The following is a 21,973-nucleotide window of genomic DNA, read 5'->3' as shown; positions in this document are numbered from 1 at the left end:
CCCATGCAGTGGAGACCTTTACCTATGCCAGTCGCCCCGAATTCGCTTCTCCAGGCTGCCCCTGCGGCCAAGCCTCAAGCGCCTGCCGTCAATCCACCGGCAGTGGCTGCTGACCCACGGGACAAGGGCCCTGGCTTCGCTCAAGTGTTCGCCAGCCAAGGTTCAAAACCTACGGTCAAGGCTGATGACAACTCGGCCAAGCCCACGCGGGACAAGCCTGCCGATGCCAGCGCCAAGCCTGCGGCGGGCAACGACAAACCTGCCGCCGCCACGCCAGCGGTTGCCGATAGCGGCAATACCTTGCCTGCCAAGCCTGCGGCATCGTCCGACGACACTGCCAGCAAGGATGACGCTGCACCTGTGGATCCGGCCCTGGCGCAGCAGCCTCCCGTGGACCCGGTGGTCGACCCGGCATTGATTGCCACGGTCACCCCAGTGGTGGTGCCAGTGCCGGTGGAAACCCCGGCCCCCGCAGCCGCTGCCAAGGATGACAAGGCCGCACCCGTGGTTGCAGCGCCAATCGCAGCGACCGAGGACGCCACCCCGGCCTTCGACCCTGAGGCCGACCCCCTGGACGCCATGCCGGCCGTACGCCTGGCAATGGAGCAGGGCGGGCATGTGTCGGCCAGCAGCCAGGCACCGGCCAAAACCCCCCCGACGACCACCCAGGACCAGCCAACCGCCGCCCAGAACTTTGCCGTCGGCCTGGCCACCATGGTCGACCAGCAAGCCACCAAGGACAGCACGGACCAGGGCGGCGACAAGGCCTTCAGCGGCTTGATCGAAGGCGGCCTCAAGGACTTGAAGGAGGCCAGCAGCGACACCCGCGTCGATGACTTCGCCAACCGCCTGGCCGCATTGACCCAGGCGGCCACGCCGAAAACCGCGAATGCCTTGCCGCCGGTGACGAATGCGCCGCTGGCCATGCACCAGAGCGGCTGGACCGACGAGATCGTCAACCGCGTGATGTACCTCTCCAGCGCCAACCTCAAGTCGGCGGAGATCCAGTTGCAACCGGCCGAACTCGGGCGCCTGGATATCAAGGTCAACATGACCGCCGACCAGCAGGCCCAGGTCAACTTCATGAGCGCCCACCCGGTGGTGCGTGAAGCCCTGGAAAGCCAGTCCGGTCGCTTGCGCGAGATGTTCGCCCAGCAGGGCATGGGCCAGGTGGATGTGAACGTGTCCGACCAGTCCCGTGGCCAGGAGCAGCAGCAACAGCAGGCGCAGACAGGGGGCGTTAGTCGCAGCGGGCGGGGTGGCGACAGCGGCGACAGCGGCAGCCACATTGAAGTGGCCGAAGCCGTGGCGCCCGTGACTTCGACGGTGATCGGCTCCAGCGCCGTCGATTACTACGCCTGATGTGAGCCTGGCATAGGCCAAAATGTGGGTGCGGACTTGCTGTGGTGGGTAGGCTTGCTGTGGTGAGCTGGCTTGTTGTGGTGAGCGGGCTTGCCCCGCGCTGGACTGCGCAGCAGTCCCATTGTCGGTGAACAAGCCCACCCACCACAGCACCCCCCCCTTCCACATTTTTTGTGGCGTTCCTCTGTCTGCGTTCAGCCAGACAACTCTGGCATAACACTTGCTCTTGCCTTTCCGTAGATCTATGAATCCCCGAATAGTGACGGATTATTGGCATGGCGAAGAGCGACGACGCAGCAAAAGCACCCGCACCCGCAGGCAAAGGCAAGCTCAAGCTTATCCTGATGATTGTCGTAGGCCTGCTCCTGGCCATCGGCGCCTCGGTGGGCGGCACCTGGTACATCATGCACAGCAGTGCCAGCAAGCCGGCACCTTCCGCCGAAACCGCCACTAACGCCAAGCAACCGGCAATCTTCGAGCCGATGCTTCCGGCCTTTGTCGCCAACTTCAACCAGAACGGTCGTCAACGCTACCTGCAGGTGAGCATCACCTTGCTGGCGCGTAACCAGTCGGACCTGGATGCCCTCAAGGTGCATATGCCGGTGATCCGCAATAACCTGGTGATGCTGTTCTCCGGGCAGAGTTTCGACACCCTGGCCACCCCGGTGGGCCAGGAAATGCTGCGCCAGAAGGTCACTGCCAGCGTGCAGGAAGTGGCCCAGAAGGAGCTCGGCAAAGTCGTGATCGAGCAGGCGCTCTTCACTAATTTCGTATTGCAGTAGGATCACCCCATGGCCGTGCAGGACCTGCTGTCCCAGGATGAAATCGACGCGCTGTTGCATGGCGTCGACGACGGTCTGGTACAGACTGAAATGGCTGCCGAGCCCGGCAGCGTCAAAAGTTATGACCTGACCAGCCAGGATCGCATCGTCCGTGGACGCATGCCGACCCTTGAGATGATCAACGAACGTTTCGCCCGTTACACCCGGATCAGCATGTTCAACATGCTGCGCCGCTCGGCGGACGTGGCGGTGGGCGGCGTGCAAGTGATGAAGTTCGGCGAGTACGTGCACTCGCTGTACGTGCCCACCAGCCTCAACCTGGTCAAGATCAAGCCATTGCGCGGTACCGCGCTGTTCATCCTCGACGCCAAGCTGGTGTTCAAGCTGGTGGACAACTTCTTCGGCGGTGACGGCCGTCACGCCAAGATCGAAGGCCGTGAATTCACCCCCACCGAATTGCGCGTGGTGCGCATGGTGCTGGAGCAGGCCTTCATTGACTTGAAGGAAGCCTGGCAGGCGATCATGGAAGTCAATTTCGAGTACATCAACTCGGAAGTGAACCCGGCCATGGCCAACATCGTCGGGCCGAGCGAGGCCATTGTGGTGTCCACGTTCCACATCGAGCTCGATGGCGGTGGCGGCGACCTGCACGTGACCATGCCGTATTCGATGATCGAGCCGGTGCGCGAAATGCTCGACGCCGGTTTCCAGTCCGACCTGGACGACCAGGACGAACGCTGGGTCAAGGCCCTGCGCGAAGACCTGCTGGATGTCGACGTGCCGCTGAGCGCCACCGTGGCCCGGCGCCAGTTGCGCCTGCGGGATATTTTGCACATGCAGCCGGGGGACATTATTCCGGTCGAATTGCCGAACGAAATGATCATGCGCGCCAACGGCGTGCCGTCGTTCAAGGTCAAGCTGGGGTCCCACAAGGGCAACCTCGCTTTGCAAGTGGTTGAGCCGATCAACCGTCGCTGATCCCTATTTATGAATGTTTGCTCCGCCGAGGACATGTAATGGCTACCGAACACGAAAACACTTCCGCCGAAGACCAGGCCCTGGCTGACGAGTGGGCTGCGGCCCTGGAAGAGACCGGCGATGTTGGCCAGGACGATATCGACGCACTGCTGGCCGCTGATGCCGCCACAGCACCAGCGGGTAATCGCCTGCCCATGGAAGAATTCGGCAGCGTGCCTAAGAACAACGATCCGGTGACCCTCGATGGGCCGAACCTCGACGTGATCCTCGACATCCCGGTGTCGATCTCCATGGAAGTGGGCAGCACCGACATCAACATCCGCAACCTGCTGCAACTCAACCAGGGCTCGGTGATCGAGCTGGATCGCCTGGCCGGTGAGCCACTGGACGTGCTGGTCAACGGCACTCTGATCGCTCACGGCGAAGTGGTGGTGGTCAACGAAAAGTTCGGCATCCGCCTGACCGACGTGATCAGCCCAAGCGAACGCATCAAGAAGTTGCGCTGATATGAAACGGCTGATGGTGGGACTGTTAGCCGCGCTGCCATTGGCGGTGTGGGCGGCGGAGCCGGTGGCCCAGGTTGCCGCTGCGCCCGTCGGCGGCAGCGTTGGCGGGCAACTGACGCAGCTGGTGCTGGGCCTGTTGCTGGTGGTCGGCTTGATCTTCGTGTTGGCCTGGCTGATGCGTCGCGTACAGAGCATCGGCCCGGGCAATGCCCAGGTCATCGAAATGATCGGCTCGCGCGCCCTTGGCCCGCGAGACCGACTGGTGCTGGTGCAAGTGGGCGAGGAACAGATCCTGCTGGGCATTACCCCCGGCCGAATCACGCCGCTGCACGTGCTCAAGACCCCGGTGCCAACCACCCAATCCCAGCCCGCCACGCCAGAATTCGCCCAGCGCCTGATGGAATTGCTGGGCAAGGATCAGAAGGATAAGAAGTAATGCGCGTTTTATTGACGCTCATGCTGTTGCTGGCTGCGCCATTGGCGCTGGCCGCCGACCCGTTGTCGATCCCGGCGATTACGCTGGGTACCAACGCGGCGGGGGCCCAGGAGTATTCGGTCAGCCTGCAGATCCTGCTGATCATGACCGCGCTGAGCTTTATCCCGGCGTTTGTCATGCTGATGACCAGCTTTACGCGGATCATCATTGTGTTCTCGATCCTGCGTCAGGCCCTGGGCCTGCAGCAGACGCCGTCGAACCAGATCCTCACCGGCATGGCGTTGTTCTTGACAATGTTCATCATGGCGCCGGTGTTCGACAAGGTGAACCAGCAAGCCCTGCAGCCGTACCTGGCCGAGACCATCACGGCTCAGGTCGCGATTGACCGGGCGCAAGGGCCGATCAAGGATTTCATGCTGTCGCAGACCCGCTCCAGCGACCTTGAGCTGTTCATGCGCCTGTCCAAGCGTACCGACATCGCGACGCCGGACCAGGCGCCGCTGACCATCCTGGTGCCGGCGTTCGTCACCTCGGAACTGAAGACCGCGTTCCAGATCGGCTTCATGATCTTTATCCCGTTCCTGATCATCGACCTGGTGGTGGCGAGCGTGCTGATGGCCATGGGGATGATGATGCTGTCGCCGCTGATTATTTCATTGCCGTTCAAGATCATGCTGTTTGTGCTGGTGGACGGTTGGGCGCTGATTATCGGCACGTTGGCCGGCAGTTTCGGAGGGGTGTGATGTGTTAGGTGAAGCAGCATGACCCCAGAAGTTGCCGTCGACCTGTTCCGTGAAGCACTGTGGCTGACCACCGTGATGGTTGCCGTGCTGGTGGTGCCGAGCCTGTTGGTGGGCCTGCTGGTGGCGATGTTCCAGGCCGCGACCCAGATCAACGAACAGACCTTGAGCTTCCTGCCGCGTCTGCTGGTGATGCTGATCACCCTGATTGTCGCCGGCCCGTGGCTGGTGCAAACCTTCATGGAATACATCCTGCAGCTGTACGGCAGTATTCCGCAGTTGATCGGCTGACCCGATGCAGTCCTTGCTGGCATTGACCGACACCCAGATCAGCACGTGGGTAGCCTCGTTCATCCTGCCGTTGTTCCGGGTGACGGCGGTGCTGATGAGCATGCCGGTGTTCGGTACTACCCTGGTGCCACGCCGTATCCGCCTGTATTTCGCCGTGGCGATCACCGTGGTGCTGGTGCCTGGCCTGCCGCCGATGCCCCCGGTCAACGCACTCGACCTCAGTGCCTTGATGCTGATTGCCGAGCAGATCCTGATCGGCTCGCTGCTGGGCTTTTCCCTGCAACTGTTTTTCCAGGCGTTCGTGATCGCCGGGCAGATCATCTCGATCCAGATGGGCATGGGCTTCGCGTCCATGGTCGACCCCACCAACGGCGTGTCGGCAGCGGTGATCGGGCAGTTCCTGACCATGCTGGTGACCTTGTTGTTCCTGGCCATGAACGGCCACCTGGTGGTGTTCGAGGTGTTGACCGAAAGCTTCACCACCTTGCCGGTAGGCTCCGGGCTGGTGGTCAATCACTTCTGGGAGCTGGTGGGGCGTCTCAGTTGGGTGCTCGGTGCCTCGCTGTTGCTGGTACTGCCGGCGATCACGGCCTTGCTGGTGGTCAACATCGCATTTGGCGTCATGACCCGCGCGGCGCCACAGCTGAATATTTTCTCCATTGGTTTCCCCTTGACCCTGGTGCTGGGCATGGGGATTTTCTGGGTCGGCCTGGCTGACATTCTCAATCAGTATCAACCGCTGGCGACCGACGCCTTGCAGTTCTTACGTGATCTGGCACGGGCGCGCTGAGCCATGGCCGAGAGCGAGAGTGGTCAGGACAAGACAGAAGACCCCACGGAGAAACGTAAAAAAGACTCCAGGGAAAAGGGCGAGATTGCCCGCTCCAAGGAACTCAACACCGTTGCGACCATGATGGCCGGATCCGGTGCCTTGCTGATCTATGGTGGTGGCCTGGCGCTGGACTTGATGGAACTGATGAAGCACAACTTCACCTTGCCCCGCGATGTGTTGCTCAACCCCGGCTCCATGGGCCAATACCTGCTGCACTCGGGCAAGATCGCGATATTGGCGGTGCAGCCGATCCTGATCACCCTGCTGCTGGCCGCACTGATCGGCCCGGTCGCCCTCGGCGGCTGGCTGTTCGCCGCCGGCAGCATGGCACCCAAGTTCAGCCGCATGAACCCCGCGGCGGGGCTCAAGCGCATGTTTTCCGCCAAGGCCCTGGTGGAGCTGCTCAAGGCCCTGGCCAAGTTCATCCTGATTCTGTTCGTGGCGCTGATGGTGTTGTCGGCCGACATCGACGACCTGCTGCGCATCGCCCATGAACCCCTGGAGTCGGCGATCATCCACAGCGTGCAGGTGGTGGGCTGGAGTGCGCTGTGGATGGCCGCCGGGCTGATCATCATCGCGGCGGTGGATGCGCCGATCCAGTTGTGGGAAAGCCACAAGAAACTGCTGATGACCAAGCAGGAAGTGCGCGACGAGCACAAGGACCAGGAAGGTCGCCCCGAGGTCAAGCAACGCATCCGCCAGCTGCAGCGGGAAATGTCCCAGCGCAAGATGATGGCCTCGGTGCCCGACGCCGACGTGGTCATCACCAACCCGACCCACTATGCCGTGGCCCTCAAGTACGACCCGGAGAAGGGCGGCGCACCGATGCTGCTGGCCAAGGGCAGCGACTTTACCGCGTTGAAAATCCGCGAAATCGCCGTGGCCCACGACATCCTGCTGCTGGAATCGCCGGAGCTGGCGCGGTCGATCTTCTACTCCACCGACCTCGACCAGGAAATCCCGGCGGGGTTGTACCTGGCCGTGGCCCAGGTGTTGGCATATGTCTATCAGATTCGCCAGTACCGTGCAGGGAAGGGCAAACGCCCGGATCCACTCAGGGATCTGCCGATTCCGCCGGAGTTGCGCCGCGATTCCTGATCTCCTACCACTCGTTACTAACTGCCGTCTACCTGTCAACTTTGACAGTAGTCAATCTTATTTCCAGCGCGTTTGATAAGGCTCAGGTCTTAAAACAAGCAGGGTGGAGAAGGTTAATGGCAACCGGCATCGTAAAGTGGTTCAACGCAGAAAAGGGGTTTGGTTTCATCAAGCCGGACGACGGTTCTGAAGATGTATTTGTGCATTACTCGGGGATCGTTTCCGGCGATTTCAAAAGCCTGGATGAAAACCAAAAGGTCGAATACGAGCTTGTCAACGGTCCCAAGGGACTGCAGGCAACTGAAGTTAAAACTGTGAGCTAGCCCGTGGGCGCTAGTTTCGCTGTCGGCAATGGATGTACACATACCCGACTATGGGAGGGGGCTTTTCCCCTCCCGCAGTTGGAGTGTTTACATCCGATAGAACTCGGGCGCCTGTAGCGATCCACCTCCTCAAAAGCAAAGTTGGAAGGCTTCTTGCAATACCGCCTCCAGGACGCCTCCCGGCGTCAAAAGTTTGCTTCAAGGAAACGAGGAATACCGGTGGTGGATCGCTCTCAAATGTTCAGCACGGCCCGTGGCACCCTGACTGACCTCTCGCGGGGCAATCTGGGTGTGCCGTTGTTGTTGCTGGTCATGCTGGCAATGATGATGTTGCCGATGCCGCCGTTCCTGCTGGACGTGTTCTTCACCTTCAACATCGCCCTGTCCGTCGTCGTGCTGCTGGTGTGCGTCTACGCCTTGCGGCCGCTGGATTTCGCGGTGTTCCCGACGATCCTGCTGGTGGCCACCCTGTTGCGCCTGGCGCTGAACGTGGCGTCCACCCGTGTGGTCATGCTCCACGGCCAGGACGGTCACGCCGCTGCCGGTAAGGTGATCCAGGCCTTCGGTGAGGTGGTGATCGGCGGTAACTACGTGGTCGGTATCGTGGTGTTCGCGATCCTCATGATCATCAACTTCGTGGTGGTGACCAAGGGCGCCGGGCGGATCTCCGAGGTGAGCGCACGCTTTACCCTCGACGCCATGCCCGGCAAGCAGATGGCTATCGACGCCGACCTCAACGCCGGCCTGATCGACCAGAACCAGGCCAAGACCCGCCGCTTGGAAGTCGCCCAGGAAGCCGAGTTCTACGGTTCCATGGACGGTGCCAGCAAATTCGTGCGCGGTGACGCCATCGCCGGCCTGCTGATCCTGTTCATCAACCTGATCGGCGGCATGGCGGTCGGGATCTTCCAGCACGGCATGACCTTCGGCGATGCGGGCAAGGTGTACGCCCTGCTGACCATCGGTGACGGTTTAGTGGCGCAATTGCCATCACTGTTGTTATCTACAGCTGCCGCCATCATGGTGACCCGTGCGTCGGGCTCCGAAGACATGGGCAAGCAGATCAGCCGCCAGATGTTTGCCTCGCCCAAGGCCCTGGCCGTGGCGGCCGGCATCATGGCGATCATGGGGATCGTGCCGGGCATGCCCCATGTGTCGTTCCTGAGCATGGCAGCCATGGCGGGCGGTGGTGCCTACCTGTTCTGGAAAAAGCAGAATGCGGTCAAGGTCCAGGCCCAGCAAGAGATCGCCCGCCAGCAGGAACTGCTGCCATCCCCGGCCCGCGCCCAGGAAACCAAGGAGTTGGGCTGGGACGACGTGACCCCGATCGACATGATCGGCCTGGAAGTTGGCTATCGCTTGATTCCGCTGGTGGACCGCAACCAGGGAGGCCAGTTGCTCGCGCGGATCAAGGGCGTGCGCAAGAAGCTGTCCCAGGACCTGGGCTTCCTGATGCCCACCGTGCATATCCGTGACAACCTCGACCTGGCCCCGAGTGCCTACCGCCTGACCCTGATGGGCGTGATCCTGGCCGAAGCCGAGATCTACCCGGACCGCGAGCTGGCAATCAACCCCGGCCAGGTGTTCGGCACCCTCAACGGCATTACCGCCAAAGATCCGGCTTTTGGCCTGGAGGCGGTGTGGATCGAAGTCAGCCAGCGCAGCCAGGCGCAGTCCCTGGGCTACACCGTGGTGGACGCCAGTACCGTGGTCGCCACCCACCTCAACCAGATCCTGTACAAGCACTCCCACGAGCTGATCGGCCACGAAGAAGTCCAGCAATTGATGGGTTTGCTGGGCAAGGCCTCGCCAAAACTGGCAGAAGAGCTGGTGCCGGGCGTGCTGTCGTTGTCGCAATTGCTCAAGGTGCTGCAGGCGCTGCTGGCCGAACAGGTGCCGGTACGCGACATTCGCAGCATTGCCGAGGCTATCGCCAACAATGCCGCCAAGAGTCAAGATACTGCCGCGCTGGTGGCGGCGGTGCGTGTCGGATTGTCCCGCGCCATCGTGCAAAGCATTGTAGGGCTTGACTCCGAGCTGCCTGTGATCACCTTGGAACCAAGGTTGGAACAAATATTGCTCAATAGTATTCAGAAGGCAGGACAAGGCCAGGAAGAGGGCGTTCTGCTGGAGCCAAGCATGGCTGAGAAACTGCAGCGTTCGTTGATCGACGCCGCACAGCGCCAGGAAATGCAGGGCCAACCGGTGATTCTGCTGGTGGCGGGTCCGGTCCGGGCGATGTTGTCGCGGTTTGGACGTCTGGCAGTACCGAATTTGCACGTTTTGGCTTATCAGGAAATTCCTGACAACAAGCAAGTGACTATCGTCGCGACAGTAGGGCCCAACGGCTGAGGGTAGTGGGTTATGCAAGTTAAGCGTTTTTTCGCCGCCGATATGCGTCAGGCCATGAAACTGGTCCGCGATGAGCTGGGCGCCGATGCCGCGATTATCGGTAATCGTCGTATTGCCGGCGGTGTCGAGCTGACGGCTGCCCTGGACTACACCCCCTCGGCATTGGCGCCGCGTGTGCCGAACATGGAGCTCGAAGACGAGCTGCGCAAGACCGCTTCGCGCATCGTCTCGGCCCAGGCTGAACTGAGCATGCGTGGCGACAGCGATGCCTCCACCAATCGCCAGTTGTTCGCCGGCCTGCCGCTGACCGCCGCCGAGCCGCTGGTTGAGCCAACGTTCATCGAACCGCCGCGTCCTGCCGCGCCAGCCCCGGCTGCAGCAGTCGACCAGCGTGTCTTCGATTCCATGCGTTTTGAACTCAACGGCCTGCGCGAGCTGCTGGAAGTGCAACTGGGTTCGCTGGCCTGGACCCAACTGCAAGGCAGCAAACCGCACCAGGCCAACCTCTGGCGCCGCCTGCAACGCATCGGCCTGTCCGGCCCGTTGTCCCGCGACCTGCTGGCCCTGACCACCGAAATCGAAGAGCCTCGCCAGGCCTGGCGCATGTTGCTGGCCCACCTGGCGCGGATGATCGCCACCCCGGAAATCGAACCCCTGGAAGAGGGCGGTGTGATCGCCATGGTCGGCCCTGCCGGCATGGGCAAGACCACCACCCTGGCCAAGCTGGCGGCGCGCTATGTGCTCAAGTACGGCGCGAACAACATCGCACTGGTGAGCATGGACAGCTACCGCATCGGCGCCCAGGAACAGCTCAAGACCCTGGGCCGTATCCTCAATGTACCGGTCACCCACGTCGACCCGGGCCAGTCCCTGGCCAACGCGCTCGATCCGTTGCTGCGCAAGCGCGTGGTGCTGATCGACACCGCCGGCCTGCAGGCCAGCGATCCGGCGTTGCGCCTGCAACTGGAAAGCCTGGCCGGGCGTGGCATCAAGTCGAAAAATTACCTGGTGCTTGCAACCACCAGTCAGAAACAGGTACTTACCGCTGCGTACCATAGCTACAAGCGTTGCGGTCTGGCCGGCTGCATCCTGACTAAACTGGATGAAACCGCCAGCCTGGGCGAAGTGTTGAGCCTGGCTATCAGCCATGAACTACCGGTTGCCTACCTGACCGACGGGCCGCGGATCCCGGATGATTTGCATCTGCCGCGCCGTCATCAGCTGGTCAGCCGCGCCGTCAGCGTGCAAATGCAAGAAGAGCCTAGCGAGGAAGCGATGGCCGATATGTTCGCCGACCTTTACCACAACCCGGCAAAGCGGGTGGGTTGAGGCGCGATGAACACCGTGAAATGTACCTACATCGATGGTCTGCAAGCGATTCACGCGGCCAAGCCATGTAGCCTGCGTCTAAGCAAGACAAGGTAAAGAAATAAAATGGGCAGCATGCATCCCGTACAGGTGATCGCGGTGACCGGCGGCAAAGGTGGCGTCGGGAAAACTAACGTGTCAGTGAATTTGTCCCTGGCCCTGGCAGAGCTTGGCCGTCGCGTCATGCTGCTGGATGCTGACCTGGGGCTGGCGAACGTCGACGTTCTGCTGGGACTGACGCCCAAACATACCCTGGCCGATGTGATCGAGGGGCGCTGTGAGCTGCGCGACGTGCTGCTCCAGGGCCCTGGCGGGATCCGCATCGTGCCGGCCGCCTCCGGTACCCAGAGCATGGTGCACCTGAGCCCGGCGCAGCATGCCGGCCTGATCCAGGCATTCAGTGACATTGGCGACAACCTCGACGTGCTGGTGATCGACACCGCTGCCGGGATCGGCGAGTCCGTGGTCAGCTTCGTGCGCGCGGCGCAGGAAGTCTTGTTGGTGGTCTGCGATGAACCCACCTCGATCACCGACGCCTACGCCCTGATCAAACTGCTTAACCGTGACTACGGCATGAATCGCTTCCGCGTCCTGGCCAACATGGCCCAGAGCCCGCAGGAAGGCCGCAACCTGTTCGCCAAGTTGACCAAGGTCACGGATCGCTTTCTCGATGTCGCCTTACAATACGTCGGTGCAGTTCCCTACGACGAGTGTGTGCGCAAGGCTGTGCAAAAGCAGCGTGCAGTCTACGAAGCGTTCCCTCGTTCCAAGTGCGCATTGGCGTTCAAGGCTATTGCCCAGAAGGTCGATACCTGGCCGTTGCCTGCCAACCCTCGGGGGCATCTGGAGTTTTTCGTCGAGCGATTGGTGCATCAGACGAGTGCAGGACCGGTGCTATGACAGCGAACGGCTATAACGCGTACAAGAAATCTGCCCGTGACAGCCAGGGCGAGTTGATCGAGCGCTATGCGCCACTGGTCAAGCGCATTGCCTATCACCTGCTGGCACGCCTGCCCGCCAGCGTCCAGGTCGAAGACCTGATCCAGGCGGGCATGATCGGCCTGCTCGAAGTGTCGACCAAGTACGATGCGAGCAAGGGCGCGAGCTTCGAGACGTATGCGGGGATCCGCATCCGTGGCGCGATGCTCGACGAAGTGCGCAAGGGTGACTGGGCGCCGCGTTCGGTGCACCGCAATACACGCATGGTCAGTGACGCAATTCGTGCAATTGAAGCAAAAACCGGTCGCGACGCTAAAGATCACGAAGTTGCGGCCGAACTCCAATTGAGTCTCGACGATTATTACGGGATTTTGAACGATACCTTGGGCAGCCGCCTGTTCAGTTTCGACGACCTGTTACAGGACGGCGAACACGAAGGGCTGCATGAGGACGGCGCGAGCACGCATATGGAGCCGTCCCGTGACCTGGAAGATGAGCGTTTCCAGGGCGCGTTGGCGGACGCCATTGCCAACTTGCCGGAACGCGAGCGGTTGGTGTTGGCGCTGTACTACGACGAAGAGCTGAACCTCAAGGAAATCGGTGAGGTCCTGGGGGTCAGCGAATCCCGTGTCAGCCAGTTGCACAGCCAGTGCGCGGCCCGCTTGCGGGGGCGTCTGGGAGAGTGGCGAGCGCGCTGACAGGCAGTGTGGGGAGCATTGCAAAGCGATACCGCGAAGGTGATAGGCCTTCGCGGGCTCGGGCCGTGGTGCCCTCGGCAGTCCTTTTTGTGTAATGCCTGTTGATTGAAATGGCGCGTCCAGGTGCTGGGCGCGTTTAAGACTGCTTGGAGGTCGAATTGGACAAGAACATGAAAATCCTCATCGTTGATGACTTCTCAACGATGCGGCGGATCATAAAAAACCTGTTGCGTGACCTTGGGTTCACAAACACGGTCGAGGCGGATGACGGCCTGACGGCGATTCCGATCCTCAACAGCGGGAGCATCGACTTTCTGGTAACGGACTGGAACATGCCGGGCATGACCGGCATCGACTTGTTGCGCCACGTGCGTGCCGACGAAAAATTGCGCAGCCTTCCCGTGTTGATGGTGACCGCCGAAGCCAAGCGTGAACAGATCATCGAAGCCGCCCAGGCCGGGGTCAACGGTTACGTGGTCAAACCATTCACTGCACAGGCCTTGAAAGAGAAGATCGAAAAGATCTTCGAACGCATCCACGGCTGATGCCATCGCGGGGGAGCTATGGAGCATAAAGAAACGTCACAGGGAGACTTTGAGTCGACCCTGAAAAAGCATGCTCATCAGTTGGTTGACAGCCTTGAAAAAGGCCAGTTCGGCGACGCGGTGCAGTTGATCCATGAGCTCAACCAGACCCGTGACCGAGGCCTGTACCAGGAAGTGGGCAAGCTCACACGCGAGCTGCACAGCGCGATCGTCAATTTCCAGATTGACCCGCACATGCCCCAGGCCGAAGAGATTTCGCAGATCACCGACGCCACCGAACGCCTGTCCTATGTGGTCAGGCTGACCGAGGCGGCGGCTAACCGCACCATGGACCTGGTGGAAAACGCCACGCCCCTGGTCAACGGCATGGCCACGGAAGCCCACGCCCTGAGCGTTGACTGGGGCCGCTTCATGCGCCGTGAAGTCGGTGCGGAAGAGTTTCGTGAGCTGGCCCGTCGGGTCGAAGGGTTCTTGTCACGCAGCGAGCAGGAAAACCGCATGGTTTCCAGCAACCTCAATGACATTCTGCTCGCCCAGGATTACCAGGACCTGACCGGTCAGGTGATCAAGCGTGTGACCCAGTTGGTCACCGAAGTGGAAAGCAACCTGCTCAAATTGGTACTCATGGCCGGCCAGGTCGACCGTTTTGCCGGCATCGAACATGACCGCGAAGCGATCCTCTCTGAAAAAGATCCACAAAAACATCTCGCCAAGGGTGAAGGTCCGCAGATTCATGCCGATAAACGTGAAGACGTTGTGTCAGGTCAGGATGACGTAGATGACCTGTTATCCAGTTTAGGCTTCTAAGGAGCACCCACATGAGCTTCGGCGCCGATGAAGAGATCCTTCAGGATTTCCTTGTAGAGGCCGGCGAAATTTTAGAGCAACTGTCCGAACAACTGGTCGAGCTGGAAAGCCGCCCGGATGATGCGAACCTGCTCAATGCAATTTTTCGCGGTTTTCATACTGTAAAAGGGGGCGCCGGCTTCCTCCAGCTCCATGAGCTGGTGGAGTGCTGCCACATCGCCGAGAACGTGTTCGACATCCTGCGCAAGGGTGAGCGTCACGTTGATTCGGAGTTGATGGACGTGATTCTCGAAGCCTTGGATGCGGTCAACGGCATGTTCAGCGAAGTGCGCGAGCGTGCCCCGATCACCGCAGCCACTCCGGAACTGCTGGCCGCCCTGGCGCGTTATGCAGAGCCGGCCGACACCTCGGCAGCGCCGGTGGTCGAAGCCGCACCCGAGCCGGAACCGGTGGCGGAGCCTGATGTGACGGACAGCGAGTTCGAGCAACTGCTCAGCTCCCTCAGTGCCGTCAAGGCCGAAGCCGAAGCGCCGGCTGCGGTTGCCCCGGCTGCCCCGGTTGCCCCGGCTGCCGCGCCGACCAGCGAGGACATTACCGACGCTGAGTTCGAGTCCCTGCTCGACCAATTGCACGGCAAGGGCCAGTTCGCCGCCGACGCCGTGGCGCCTGCCGGTGCCGCCGCCGGTGCTGCGGAGGCGCCTGCCGCTTCTGCCAGCACCGACATCACTGACGATGAATTCGAAGCGTTGCTCGACCAGTTGCATGGCAAGGGCACCTTCGCGGCCGATACCTTGCCGGCCGTCGCCGCGACGGCCGCGGCCCCGGCAGCACCCGCTGCCGGCGCCAAGCCTGCGGACGATGGGTTGATCTCCGATCACGAATTCGAAGCACTGCTGGACGATCTGCACGGCAAGGGCAAGTTCACCGAAGTCGCCCCGGCCGCCGCTGCAGCCACGGCGGCACCGGTTGCCGCCAAAGCCGCCGCGCCCGCCGCCAAGCCTGCGCCTGCGCCGGCTGCTGCCCCGGCTCCAGCGCGTGCCGCTGCGGCCCCGGTCGCGGAAAAACCGGCCAGTGAAGCCGAAACCACCGTACGGGTCGATACCGCGCGGCTGGACGACATCATGAACATGGTCGGCGAGCTGGTACTGGTGCGTAACCGCCTGGTGCGCCTGGGCCTGAGCAGCGGCGATGAGGCCATGCAGAAGGCCGTGTCGAACCTCGATGTGGTCACCGCCGACCTGCAGACCGCGGTGATGAAAACGCGGATGCAGCCGATCAAGAAAGTCTTCGGTCGCTTCCCGCGCCTGGTTCGCGACCTCGCGCGCCAGCTGAAGAAAGAGATCAATCTGGAACTGGTGGGTGAAGAAACCGACCTCGACAAGAACCTTGTCGAGGCCCTGGCCGACCCGCTGGTCCACTTGGTGCGCAACGCTGTCGACCACGGTGTCGAAACCCCGGAAGAACGCGAAGCCTCGGGCAAGTCCCGTGGCGGCAAAGTGATCCTGGCGGCGGAACAGGAAGGCGACCACATCCTGCTGTCGATCACCGATGACGGCAAGGGCATGGACCCGACCATCTTGCGCAATATCGCGGTCAAGCGTGGCGTGATGGACAAGGACGCCGCCGACCGCCTGACCGACACCGAGTGCTACAACCTGATCTTCGCCCCTGGCTTCTCGACCAAGACCGAGATTTCCGACGTGTCGGGCCGTGGCGTGGGCATGGACGTGGTGAAGACCAAGATCAGCCAGCTCAACGGCTCGATCAACATCTACTCGACCAAGGGCCAGGGCTCCAAGATCGTCATCAAGGTGCCGTTGACCCTGGCGATCATGCCGACCCTGATGGTGATGCTGGGCAACCAGGCGTTCGCCTTCCCGCTGGTCAACGTCAACGAGATCTTCCACCTCGACCTGTCGCGCACCAACGTGGTCGACGGCCAGGAAGTGGTGATCGTGCGGGACAAGGCGTTGCCCCTGTTCTACCTCAAGCGCTGGCTGGTTGCATCGGCCGCCCATGAAGAGCAGCGCGAAGGCCATGTGGTGATCCTCTCCGTGGGCACCCAGCGTATCGGCTTTGTCGTCGATCAACTGGTGGGCCAGGAAGAAGTGGTCATCAAGCCTTTGGGCAAAATGCTGCAGGGAACCCCGGGCATGTCGGGCGCGACTATCACCGGTGACGGTCGGATCGCGCTGATTCTCGATGTTCCGAGCATGCTCAAGCGTTACGCCGCTCGGCGTATTTGATTCTGGTGGGGCAGGGCGGTATTGCCCGCCCCACCTAACGGAGTGTTTATGGCAGTCAAGGTCCTGGTGGTGGACGATTCGGGTTTCTTCCGCCGCCGCGTCTCGGAAATTCTTTCCGCCGATCCAAGCATCCAGGTGGTCGGCACGGCCACCAACGGCAAAGAGGCGATTGATCAAGCCATTGCGTTGAAGCCGGACGTGATCACCATGGACTACGAGATGCCGATGATGGATGGCATCACGGCAGTCCGGCACATCATGCAACGCTGCCCGACCCCGGTATTGATGTTCTCCTCGCTGACCCACGAAGGCGCCCGAGTGACCCTCGACGCGCTGGATGCGGGGGCGGTGGACTTCCTGCCGAAGAATTTCGAAGACATCTCGCGCAACCCCGAGAAGGTCAAGCAACTGCTGTGCGAGAAAGTCCACAGTATTTCCCGCAGCAACCGCCGCAGCCTGTTCAGCGCGCCAGCCCCTGCGCCGGCACCGGTGGCTGCGCCGGCTGCCCCCACCAGTTCCTCGTTCAGTCGCCCCGCGCCAGCGCCGCTTGCACGGCCTGCCACGCCACCGGTACGAACGTCGGCACCGGCGGCGGCCCATTCGCCTGCGCCCAAGCGCAAGGCCTATAAACTGGTCGCCATCGGCACCTCCACCGGCGGCCCGGTCGCCTTGCAGCGCGTGTTGACCCAATTGCCGGCCAACTTCCCGGCGCCGATCGTGTTGATCCAGCACATGCCCGCCGCGTTCACCAAGGCCTTTGCCGAGCGCCTGGACAAGCTCTGCCGCATCAGCGTCAAGGAAGCCGAGGATGGCGACATCCTGCGTCCTGGCCTGGCGTTGCTGGCTCCGGGCGGCAAGCAGATGATGGTCGACGGCCGTGGCGCGATCAAAATCCTGCCGGGCGATGAGCGCCTTAACTACAAGCCGTGCGTGGACATCACCTTCGGTTCGGCGGCCAAGTCCTACGGCGACAAAGTTCTGGCGGTGGTGCTCACCGGCATGGGCGCCGACGGCCGTGAAGGCGCGCGCCTGCTCAAGCAGGGCGGCAGTGCGATCTGGGCCCAGGACGAAGCCAGCTGCGTGATCTATGGCATGCCCATGGCCATCGTCAAGGCTGACCTGGCCGACGCCGTCTACAGCCTGGACGACATCGGCAGGCATCTGGTGGAGGCCTGCCTCTGATGGATGTATTGAGCCTGATCGGCATCATCCTGGCGTTTGTCGCCATTATTGGCGGCAACTACCTCGAAGGCGGTCACCTGGGCGCCCTGGCCAACGGCCCGGCGGCGCTGATCGTGATTGGCGGCACGGTGGGCGCCGCGTTGCTGCAGTCACCGATGAGTTCGTTCAAGCGCGCGATGCAAATCCTCATCTGGATCATTTTTCCGCCGCGTGTCGACCTGGCCGGTGGCATCGATCGCGTCGTCAACTGGAGCCTCACCGCGCGCAAGGAAGGCCTGCTGGGCCTCGAAGGCGTGGCCGATGCCGAACCCGACAGCTATTCGCGCAAAGGCCTGCAATTGCTGGTGGACGGCGCCGAGCCGGAAGCGATCCGCAGCATCCTCGAGGTGGATTTCTACACCCAGGAAAGCCGCGACATCAACGCCGCCAAAGTGTTTGAAAGCATGGGTGGCTACGCGCCGACCATCGGCATCATCGGCGCGGTGATGGGCCTGATCCACGTGATGGGCAACCTGGCCGATCCGTCGCAACTGGGCAGCGGCATTGCCGTGGCGTTCGTTGCCACCATCTACGGGGTGGCCAGTGCCAACCTGGTGCTGTTGCCGGTGGCCAGCAAGCTCAAGTCGATTGCCATGCGCCAGTCGCGCTATCGCGAGATGCTGCTCGAAGGCATCCTGTCGATTGCCGAGGGCGAGAACCCGCGCTCCATCGAATTGAAGCTCCAGGGCTTCATGGATTGATGGTCATGCACCCTGTAGGAGCGAGCTTGCTCGCGAAAATCGTCAACGATAACGCGGGCATCCTGGATGAACGCGTTGCTCTCGGGTTTTTCGCGAGCAAGCTCGCTCCTACAGTTGATTTGTTTTGCGGAGGTAATCGCCTGTGAGCCGTCGCCGTCGAGAGCCTGAAGAACACGTCAACCACGAGCGGTGGCTGGTGTCCTATGCGGACTTCATCACCTTGTTGTTCGCCTTTTTCGTGGTGATGTACTCCATCTCGTCGATCAACGAAGGCAAGTACAAAGTCATTTCCCAGGCGTTGATCGGCGTGTTCAACGATGCCGACCGTTCGCTCAAGCCGATCCCTATTGGCGAAGAACGGCCCAAGACCGTGACCCCGGCCAAGCCGCTGGTCAACGACAGCGACGAAACCGCTGCCGGCGTGGGCGGCACCAGTGATCCGCTGAAAAGTATCGCCGATGACATCAGTGCCGCGTTTGGCGACCTGATCAGCTCCAACCAGATGACCGTGCGCGGCAATGAGTTGTGGGTGGAGATCGAGCTCAATTCCAGCCTGCTGTTCGCCAGTGCCGATGCATTGCCCAGCGACCAGGCGTTCACCATCATCGACAAGGTGGCGGCGATCCTCAAACCGTTTGAAAACCCGATCCACGTTGAAGGCTTTACCGACAATGTGCCGATCAGTACCGCGCAGTACCCGACCAACTGGGAGCTGTCATCGGCCCGTGCCGCGAGCATCGTGCGCATGCTCGCGATGCAGGGCGTGAACCCTGGGCGCCTGGCGTCGGTGGGGTATGGCGAGTTCCAGCCGGTGGCCAATAACGCCACGCTCGAAGGCCGCGCACGCAACCGTCGGGTGGTGCTGGTGGTGTCTCGAAACCTGGAAGTGCGCCGTAGCCTGACCGGCACCGGTACCGCCAATGCAACACCGGATGCGGCCTTGAAGCGCGCTGGCACACAAACTGCACCGGCCCCTGCAAAGCCGCCGGTTCAGCAGAGTGCCGTCAATTCTCCGTCGCCGGCTCAATAACCTTATGCAATGTCTCGGTCGCGCGCGTGCCCACCGGGAGGAACCATCCGAATGAGAGTCTGGGCAGTTGCCAATCAAAAAGGTGGAGTCGGCAAGACCACCACCTCCATCGCTTTAGCCGGCTTGCTGGCCGAGGCGGGCAAGCGTGTGGTCGTGGTCGACCTCGACCCCCACGGCTCGATGACCAGCTATTTCGGCTACGACCCGGATGCGCTGGAGCACAGCAACTACGACCTGTTCCTGCACAAAGGCAACGTACCGGCCGACCTGCCCGGGCAATTGCTGCTGCCCACCAGTAACGAAAGCATTTCCCTGCTGCCGTCGAGTACCGCGCTGGCCACCCTGGAGCGCCAGTCGCCGGGGCAGAGCGGCCTGGGCCTGGTGATCGCCAAGACCCTGGCGCAACTGTGGCAAGACTTCGACTACGCCATCATCGACAGCCCGCCGTTGCTCGGCGTGCTGATGGTCAACGCTTTGGCGGCCAGCCAGCAACTGGTGATCCCGGTGCAGACCGAGCACCTGGCGGTCAAGGGCCTGGAGCGCATGGTCAGCACGCTGGCGATGATCAACCGTTCGCGCAAACAGGCGTTGCCGTACAGCATCGTGCCCACCCTGTTCGACCGCCGCACCCAGGCGTCCCTGGGCACCTTGCGCGTCCTGCGCGATGCCTACCCGGAGACTATCTGGAACGGCTACATCCCGGTGGACACCCGCCTGCGTGATGCCAGCCGTGCCGGGCTCACGCCGTCGCAGTTCGACGGCAAAAGCCGCGGTGTGCTGGCCTACCGGGCGTTGCTCAAGCACCTGCTGTCCCAGCAGCTTGTGGCGCAGGTGGCCTGATGATGAACCGTCCCGTCGAACTCAAGGTCAAGACCCGCCCGCAACTGGCACTGGAATCCTACCTGGATGCCTTGCTGCAGGACGCGACCGCAGAAGAATTGCCGGAACCGATCCTGGTGCTGGAGCCGGCGGTCGAAGTGCCGTCCTCAAGCAGCCTGGATGAGTTCCAGTTGGCTGTATTGGAAGAGCAGGCCCGCGATGCACTCGTCGTCCCGGTCAGCGTCCCGGTGGTCGCGCCCGTCGTACCTGCGGTGGTCGAGCCGGTCGTGGAAGTGCACCTGCCACCGAGCATCACGCCACCGCCGGTGAGCGGCGATGATCGGCCGGCCTGGGCGGCCGAGCCATTTGAATGTTTGCTGTTCGACGTCGCCGGGTTGACCCTGGCGGTGCCTTTGGTGTGCCTGGGCTCGATCTATTCGTTGGAAGGCCAGGAATTGACGCCATTGTTCGGGCAGCCGGAATGGTTCCTGGGCATCCTGCCGAGCCAGGCCGGTAACCTCAAGGTGCTGGACACCGCGCGCTGGGTGATGCCCGACCGCTACCGCGATGACTTCCGCCAAGGCCTGCAATACGTGATCTCGGTGCAGGGCTACGAATGGGGGCTGGCGGTGCATCAAGTCAGCCGTTCGCTGCGCCTGGACCCGAATGAAATCAAATGGCGCAGCCATCGGGGCCAGCGGCCCTGGCTGGCAGGCACCGTGATCGAACACATGTGCGCGTTGCTGGACGTTGCCGAACTGGCCGAGTTGATCGCCAGCGGTGCGGTTAAAGCGATGCCGGTGAACAAACGCAGTTGATGGGACAACAAGGGCCGCACGAGTGTGCGGCCAAAAGAAGTACACACGCCGCCTACATCGGCATTTGAAGGGGTCAGAGATATGAACAAGTCAGCGTCCGCACAAGGTTTGGATGATCCGATCCTGCAATGGGTTACCTTCAAACTGGACAACGAAACCTACGGTATTAACGTGATGCGCGTGCAGGAAGTGCTGCGCTACACCGAGATCGCTCCGGTTCCCGGTGCGCCAAGCTATGTGCTGGGCATCATCAACCTGCGCGGCAACGTGGTGACGGTGATCGACACCCGCCAGCGTTTTGGCCTGGACACGGTCGAAGTCAGTGACAACACGCGTATCGTCATCATCGAGGCCGACAAGCAAGTGGTCGGGATCATGGTCGACAGCGTCGCGGAAGTGGTCTACCTGCGCCAATCGGAAGTGGAAACCGCGCCGAACGTGGGCAACGAGGAATCGGCCAAGTTCATCCAGGGCGTGTGCAACAAGAACAACGAACTGTTGATTCTGGTTGAGCTGGACAAAATGATGAGCGAAGAAGAATGGTCGGAACTGGAGAGCATCTGATTGTTCCTTGAGGTCGCGGTGATTGTCCTGGCCCTGTTGTGGGCCGGGACCCTGGGTTTTCTGCTGCGTTATATACGCCAGCAGCGCGAATTGGCGATGCAGCAGGCCGAGCGCGATGCGGTGCGTGATCGACGGGTGCTGGAGCTGGTCAAGCGGGTCGATCACTTCCAGCAGAGTGCGGTGAAGGTCGGGGACGAGGTGCATGAACTGCGCGCCATTCTCGCGCCGTTGCCGGACAAGCTGGCGCAGATCGAGCAGCGTGACCCTTCCAGCCTGTCATTTGCCCAGGCGGCGAAGCTGGTGGGCATGGGCGCTACCGTGGATGAACTGACCCAATCGTGTGGCTTGACCCAGGCTGAGGCGCAGTTGATGAGTAAATTACACAAAAGCTGATTGCGCTGTGTAAACCCTGAAATACCTCTGTATGCCTTGAGCTAGAGCCTTCAGGCTTGAGGCTCAAGGGTGTCGGCTGTGGCCGATTGTGTCGAATGTGTCACATTGCCATGCTTTTCCATGG

Annotated in this window: 24 protein-coding genes; all 24 read left to right on the top strand. The window is 61.7% G+C overall.

Annotated elements, in window-relative coordinates; all coding sequences use genetic code 11:
• Window positions 1-24: 24 nt before the first annotated feature.
• The 24 genes from J3D60_RS12680 to J3D60_RS12565 all read left to right on the top strand — a co-directional run bounded on the left by J3D60_RS12680 (window position 25) and on the right by J3D60_RS12565 (window position 21,849).
• Window positions 25-1,362, top strand: coding sequence for a flagellar hook-length control protein FliK (locus J3D60_RS12680; RefSeq protein WP_253491637.1), 1,338 nt, complete (start codon window positions 25-27; stop codon window positions 1,360-1,362).
• A 275-nt stretch (window positions 1,363-1,637) separates the two neighbouring features.
• Entirely contained in the window at window positions 1,638-2,144 is a 507-nt protein-coding gene (gene fliL / locus J3D60_RS12675) for a flagellar basal body-associated protein FliL (protein WP_253491636.1), read from the top strand.
• A 9-nt stretch (window positions 2,145-2,153) separates the two neighbouring features.
• Window positions 2,154-3,122 (top strand): flagellar motor switch protein FliM, encoded by a 969-nt coding sequence (gene fliM / locus J3D60_RS12670; RefSeq protein WP_065924963.1) that lies wholly within the window; start codon window positions 2,154-2,156, stop codon window positions 3,120-3,122.
• A 38-nt stretch (window positions 3,123-3,160) separates the two neighbouring features.
• Window positions 3,161-3,628, top strand: a complete 468-nt coding sequence (gene fliN, locus J3D60_RS12665) for a flagellar motor switch protein FliN (RefSeq protein ID WP_027603860.1) — start codon at window positions 3,161-3,163, stop codon at window positions 3,626-3,628.
• Window position 3,629: 1 nt separating this feature from the next.
• Window positions 3,630-4,064 carry a flagellar biosynthetic protein FliO gene (gene fliO / locus J3D60_RS12660; protein WP_141155695.1) on the top strand — a complete coding sequence of 145 codons (435 nt, stop codon included), beginning with the start codon at window positions 3,630-3,632 and terminating at the stop codon, window positions 4,062-4,064.
• Window positions 4,064-4,807, top strand: a complete 744-nt coding sequence (gene fliP / locus J3D60_RS12655) for a flagellar type III secretion system pore protein FliP (RefSeq protein WP_065940555.1) — start codon at window positions 4,064-4,066, stop codon at window positions 4,805-4,807. The genes fliO and fliP overlap by 1 nt, the downstream gene beginning before the upstream one ends.
• A gap of 18 nt (window positions 4,808-4,825) precedes the next feature.
• On the top strand, window positions 4,826-5,095 hold the full coding sequence (gene fliQ, locus J3D60_RS12650) for a flagellar biosynthesis protein FliQ (protein WP_027603863.1): 270 nt from the start codon (window positions 4,826-4,828) through the stop codon (window positions 5,093-5,095).
• A 4-nt stretch (window positions 5,096-5,099) separates the two neighbouring features.
• A complete protein-coding gene (gene fliR, locus J3D60_RS12645; protein WP_027603864.1) occupies window positions 5,100-5,885 on the top strand; it encodes a flagellar biosynthetic protein FliR in 786 nt (261 codons plus the stop codon).
• A 3-nt stretch (window positions 5,886-5,888) separates the two neighbouring features.
• Window positions 5,889-7,025, top strand: coding sequence for a flagellar biosynthesis protein FlhB (gene flhB / locus J3D60_RS12640; RefSeq protein ID WP_065940554.1), 1,137 nt, complete (start codon window positions 5,889-5,891; stop codon window positions 7,023-7,025).
• Between the two features lie 116 nt (window positions 7,026-7,141).
• Complete coding sequence (locus J3D60_RS12635) at window positions 7,142-7,348, top strand: cold-shock protein (protein ID WP_253491635.1); 207 nt, start codon at window positions 7,142-7,144, stop codon at window positions 7,346-7,348.
• Window positions 7,349-7,570: 222 nt separating this feature from the next.
• Window positions 7,571-9,700 carry a flagellar biosynthesis protein FlhA gene (gene flhA, locus J3D60_RS12630; protein WP_065940725.1) on the top strand — a complete coding sequence of 710 codons (2,130 nt, stop codon included), beginning with the start codon at window positions 7,571-7,573 and terminating at the stop codon, window positions 9,698-9,700.
• Window positions 9,701-9,712: 12 nt separating this feature from the next.
• Window positions 9,713-11,029, top strand: coding sequence for a flagellar biosynthesis protein FlhF (gene flhF / locus J3D60_RS12625; RefSeq protein WP_065940552.1), 1,317 nt, complete (start codon window positions 9,713-9,715; stop codon window positions 11,027-11,029).
• Between the two features lie 105 nt (window positions 11,030-11,134).
• Complete coding sequence (fleN, locus tag J3D60_RS12620) at window positions 11,135-11,968, top strand: flagellar synthesis regulator FleN (RefSeq protein ID WP_003192912.1); 834 nt, start codon at window positions 11,135-11,137, stop codon at window positions 11,966-11,968.
• On the top strand, window positions 11,965-12,705 hold the full coding sequence (fliA, locus tag J3D60_RS12615; RefSeq protein ID WP_065924972.1) for an RNA polymerase sigma factor FliA: 741 nt from the start codon (window positions 11,965-11,967) through the stop codon (window positions 12,703-12,705). Before fleN ends, fliA begins: the two co-directional genes overlap by 4 nt.
• Window positions 12,706-12,875: 170 nt before the next feature.
• Entirely contained in the window at window positions 12,876-13,250 is a 375-nt protein-coding gene (locus J3D60_RS12610) for a chemotaxis response regulator CheY (RefSeq protein ID WP_160385018.1), read from the top strand.
• 18 nt (window positions 13,251-13,268) lie between these two features.
• Entirely contained in the window at window positions 13,269-14,057 is a 789-nt protein-coding gene (locus J3D60_RS12605; protein ID WP_027603869.1) for a protein phosphatase CheZ, read from the top strand.
• Window positions 14,058-14,068: 11 nt separating this feature from the next.
• Window positions 14,069-16,303, top strand: a complete 2,235-nt coding sequence (locus J3D60_RS12600; protein WP_253491633.1) for a chemotaxis protein CheA — start codon at window positions 14,069-14,071, stop codon at window positions 16,301-16,303.
• Between the two features lie 48 nt (window positions 16,304-16,351).
• Window positions 16,352-17,485, top strand: a complete 1,134-nt coding sequence (locus J3D60_RS12595; RefSeq protein ID WP_065940550.1) for a chemotaxis response regulator protein-glutamate methylesterase — start codon at window positions 16,352-16,354, stop codon at window positions 17,483-17,485.
• The gene (locus tag J3D60_RS12590; protein WP_027603872.1) at window positions 17,485-18,225 is read left to right on the top strand and encodes a flagellar motor protein; all 741 of its coding nucleotides are present in this window, start codon (window positions 17,485-17,487) and stop codon (window positions 18,223-18,225) included. The genes J3D60_RS12595 and J3D60_RS12590 overlap by 1 nt, the downstream gene beginning before the upstream one ends.
• A gap of 142 nt (window positions 18,226-18,367) precedes the next feature.
• Window positions 18,368-19,255, top strand: coding sequence for a flagellar motor protein MotD (gene motD / locus J3D60_RS12585; RefSeq protein ID WP_065924143.1), 888 nt, complete (start codon window positions 18,368-18,370; stop codon window positions 19,253-19,255).
• Between the two features lie 51 nt (window positions 19,256-19,306).
• On the top strand, window positions 19,307-20,095 hold the full coding sequence (locus J3D60_RS12580; RefSeq protein ID WP_065924144.1) for a ParA family protein: 789 nt from the start codon (window positions 19,307-19,309) through the stop codon (window positions 20,093-20,095).
• Between the two features lie 2 nt (window positions 20,096-20,097).
• Complete coding sequence (locus J3D60_RS12575; RefSeq protein ID WP_253491631.1) at window positions 20,098-20,892, top strand: CheW domain-containing protein; 795 nt, start codon at window positions 20,098-20,100, stop codon at window positions 20,890-20,892.
• A gap of 81 nt (window positions 20,893-20,973) precedes the next feature.
• Complete coding sequence (locus J3D60_RS12570) at window positions 20,974-21,456, top strand: chemotaxis protein CheW (RefSeq protein WP_005790025.1); 483 nt, start codon at window positions 20,974-20,976, stop codon at window positions 21,454-21,456.
• A complete protein-coding gene (locus tag J3D60_RS12565) occupies window positions 21,457-21,849 on the top strand; it encodes a DUF2802 domain-containing protein (protein ID WP_065924146.1) in 393 nt (130 codons plus the stop codon). It begins immediately after the preceding gene.
• The last annotated feature ends 124 nt before the right edge of the window (window positions 21,850-21,973 follow it).

Source organism: Pseudomonas sp. S3E17 (assembly GCF_024168685.1).
In the GTDB taxonomy this organism is placed as follows: domain Bacteria; phylum Pseudomonadota; class Gammaproteobacteria; order Pseudomonadales; family Pseudomonadaceae; genus Aquipseudomonas; species Aquipseudomonas marginalis.
This window is presented reverse-complemented; position numbering and strand designations above follow the sequence as displayed.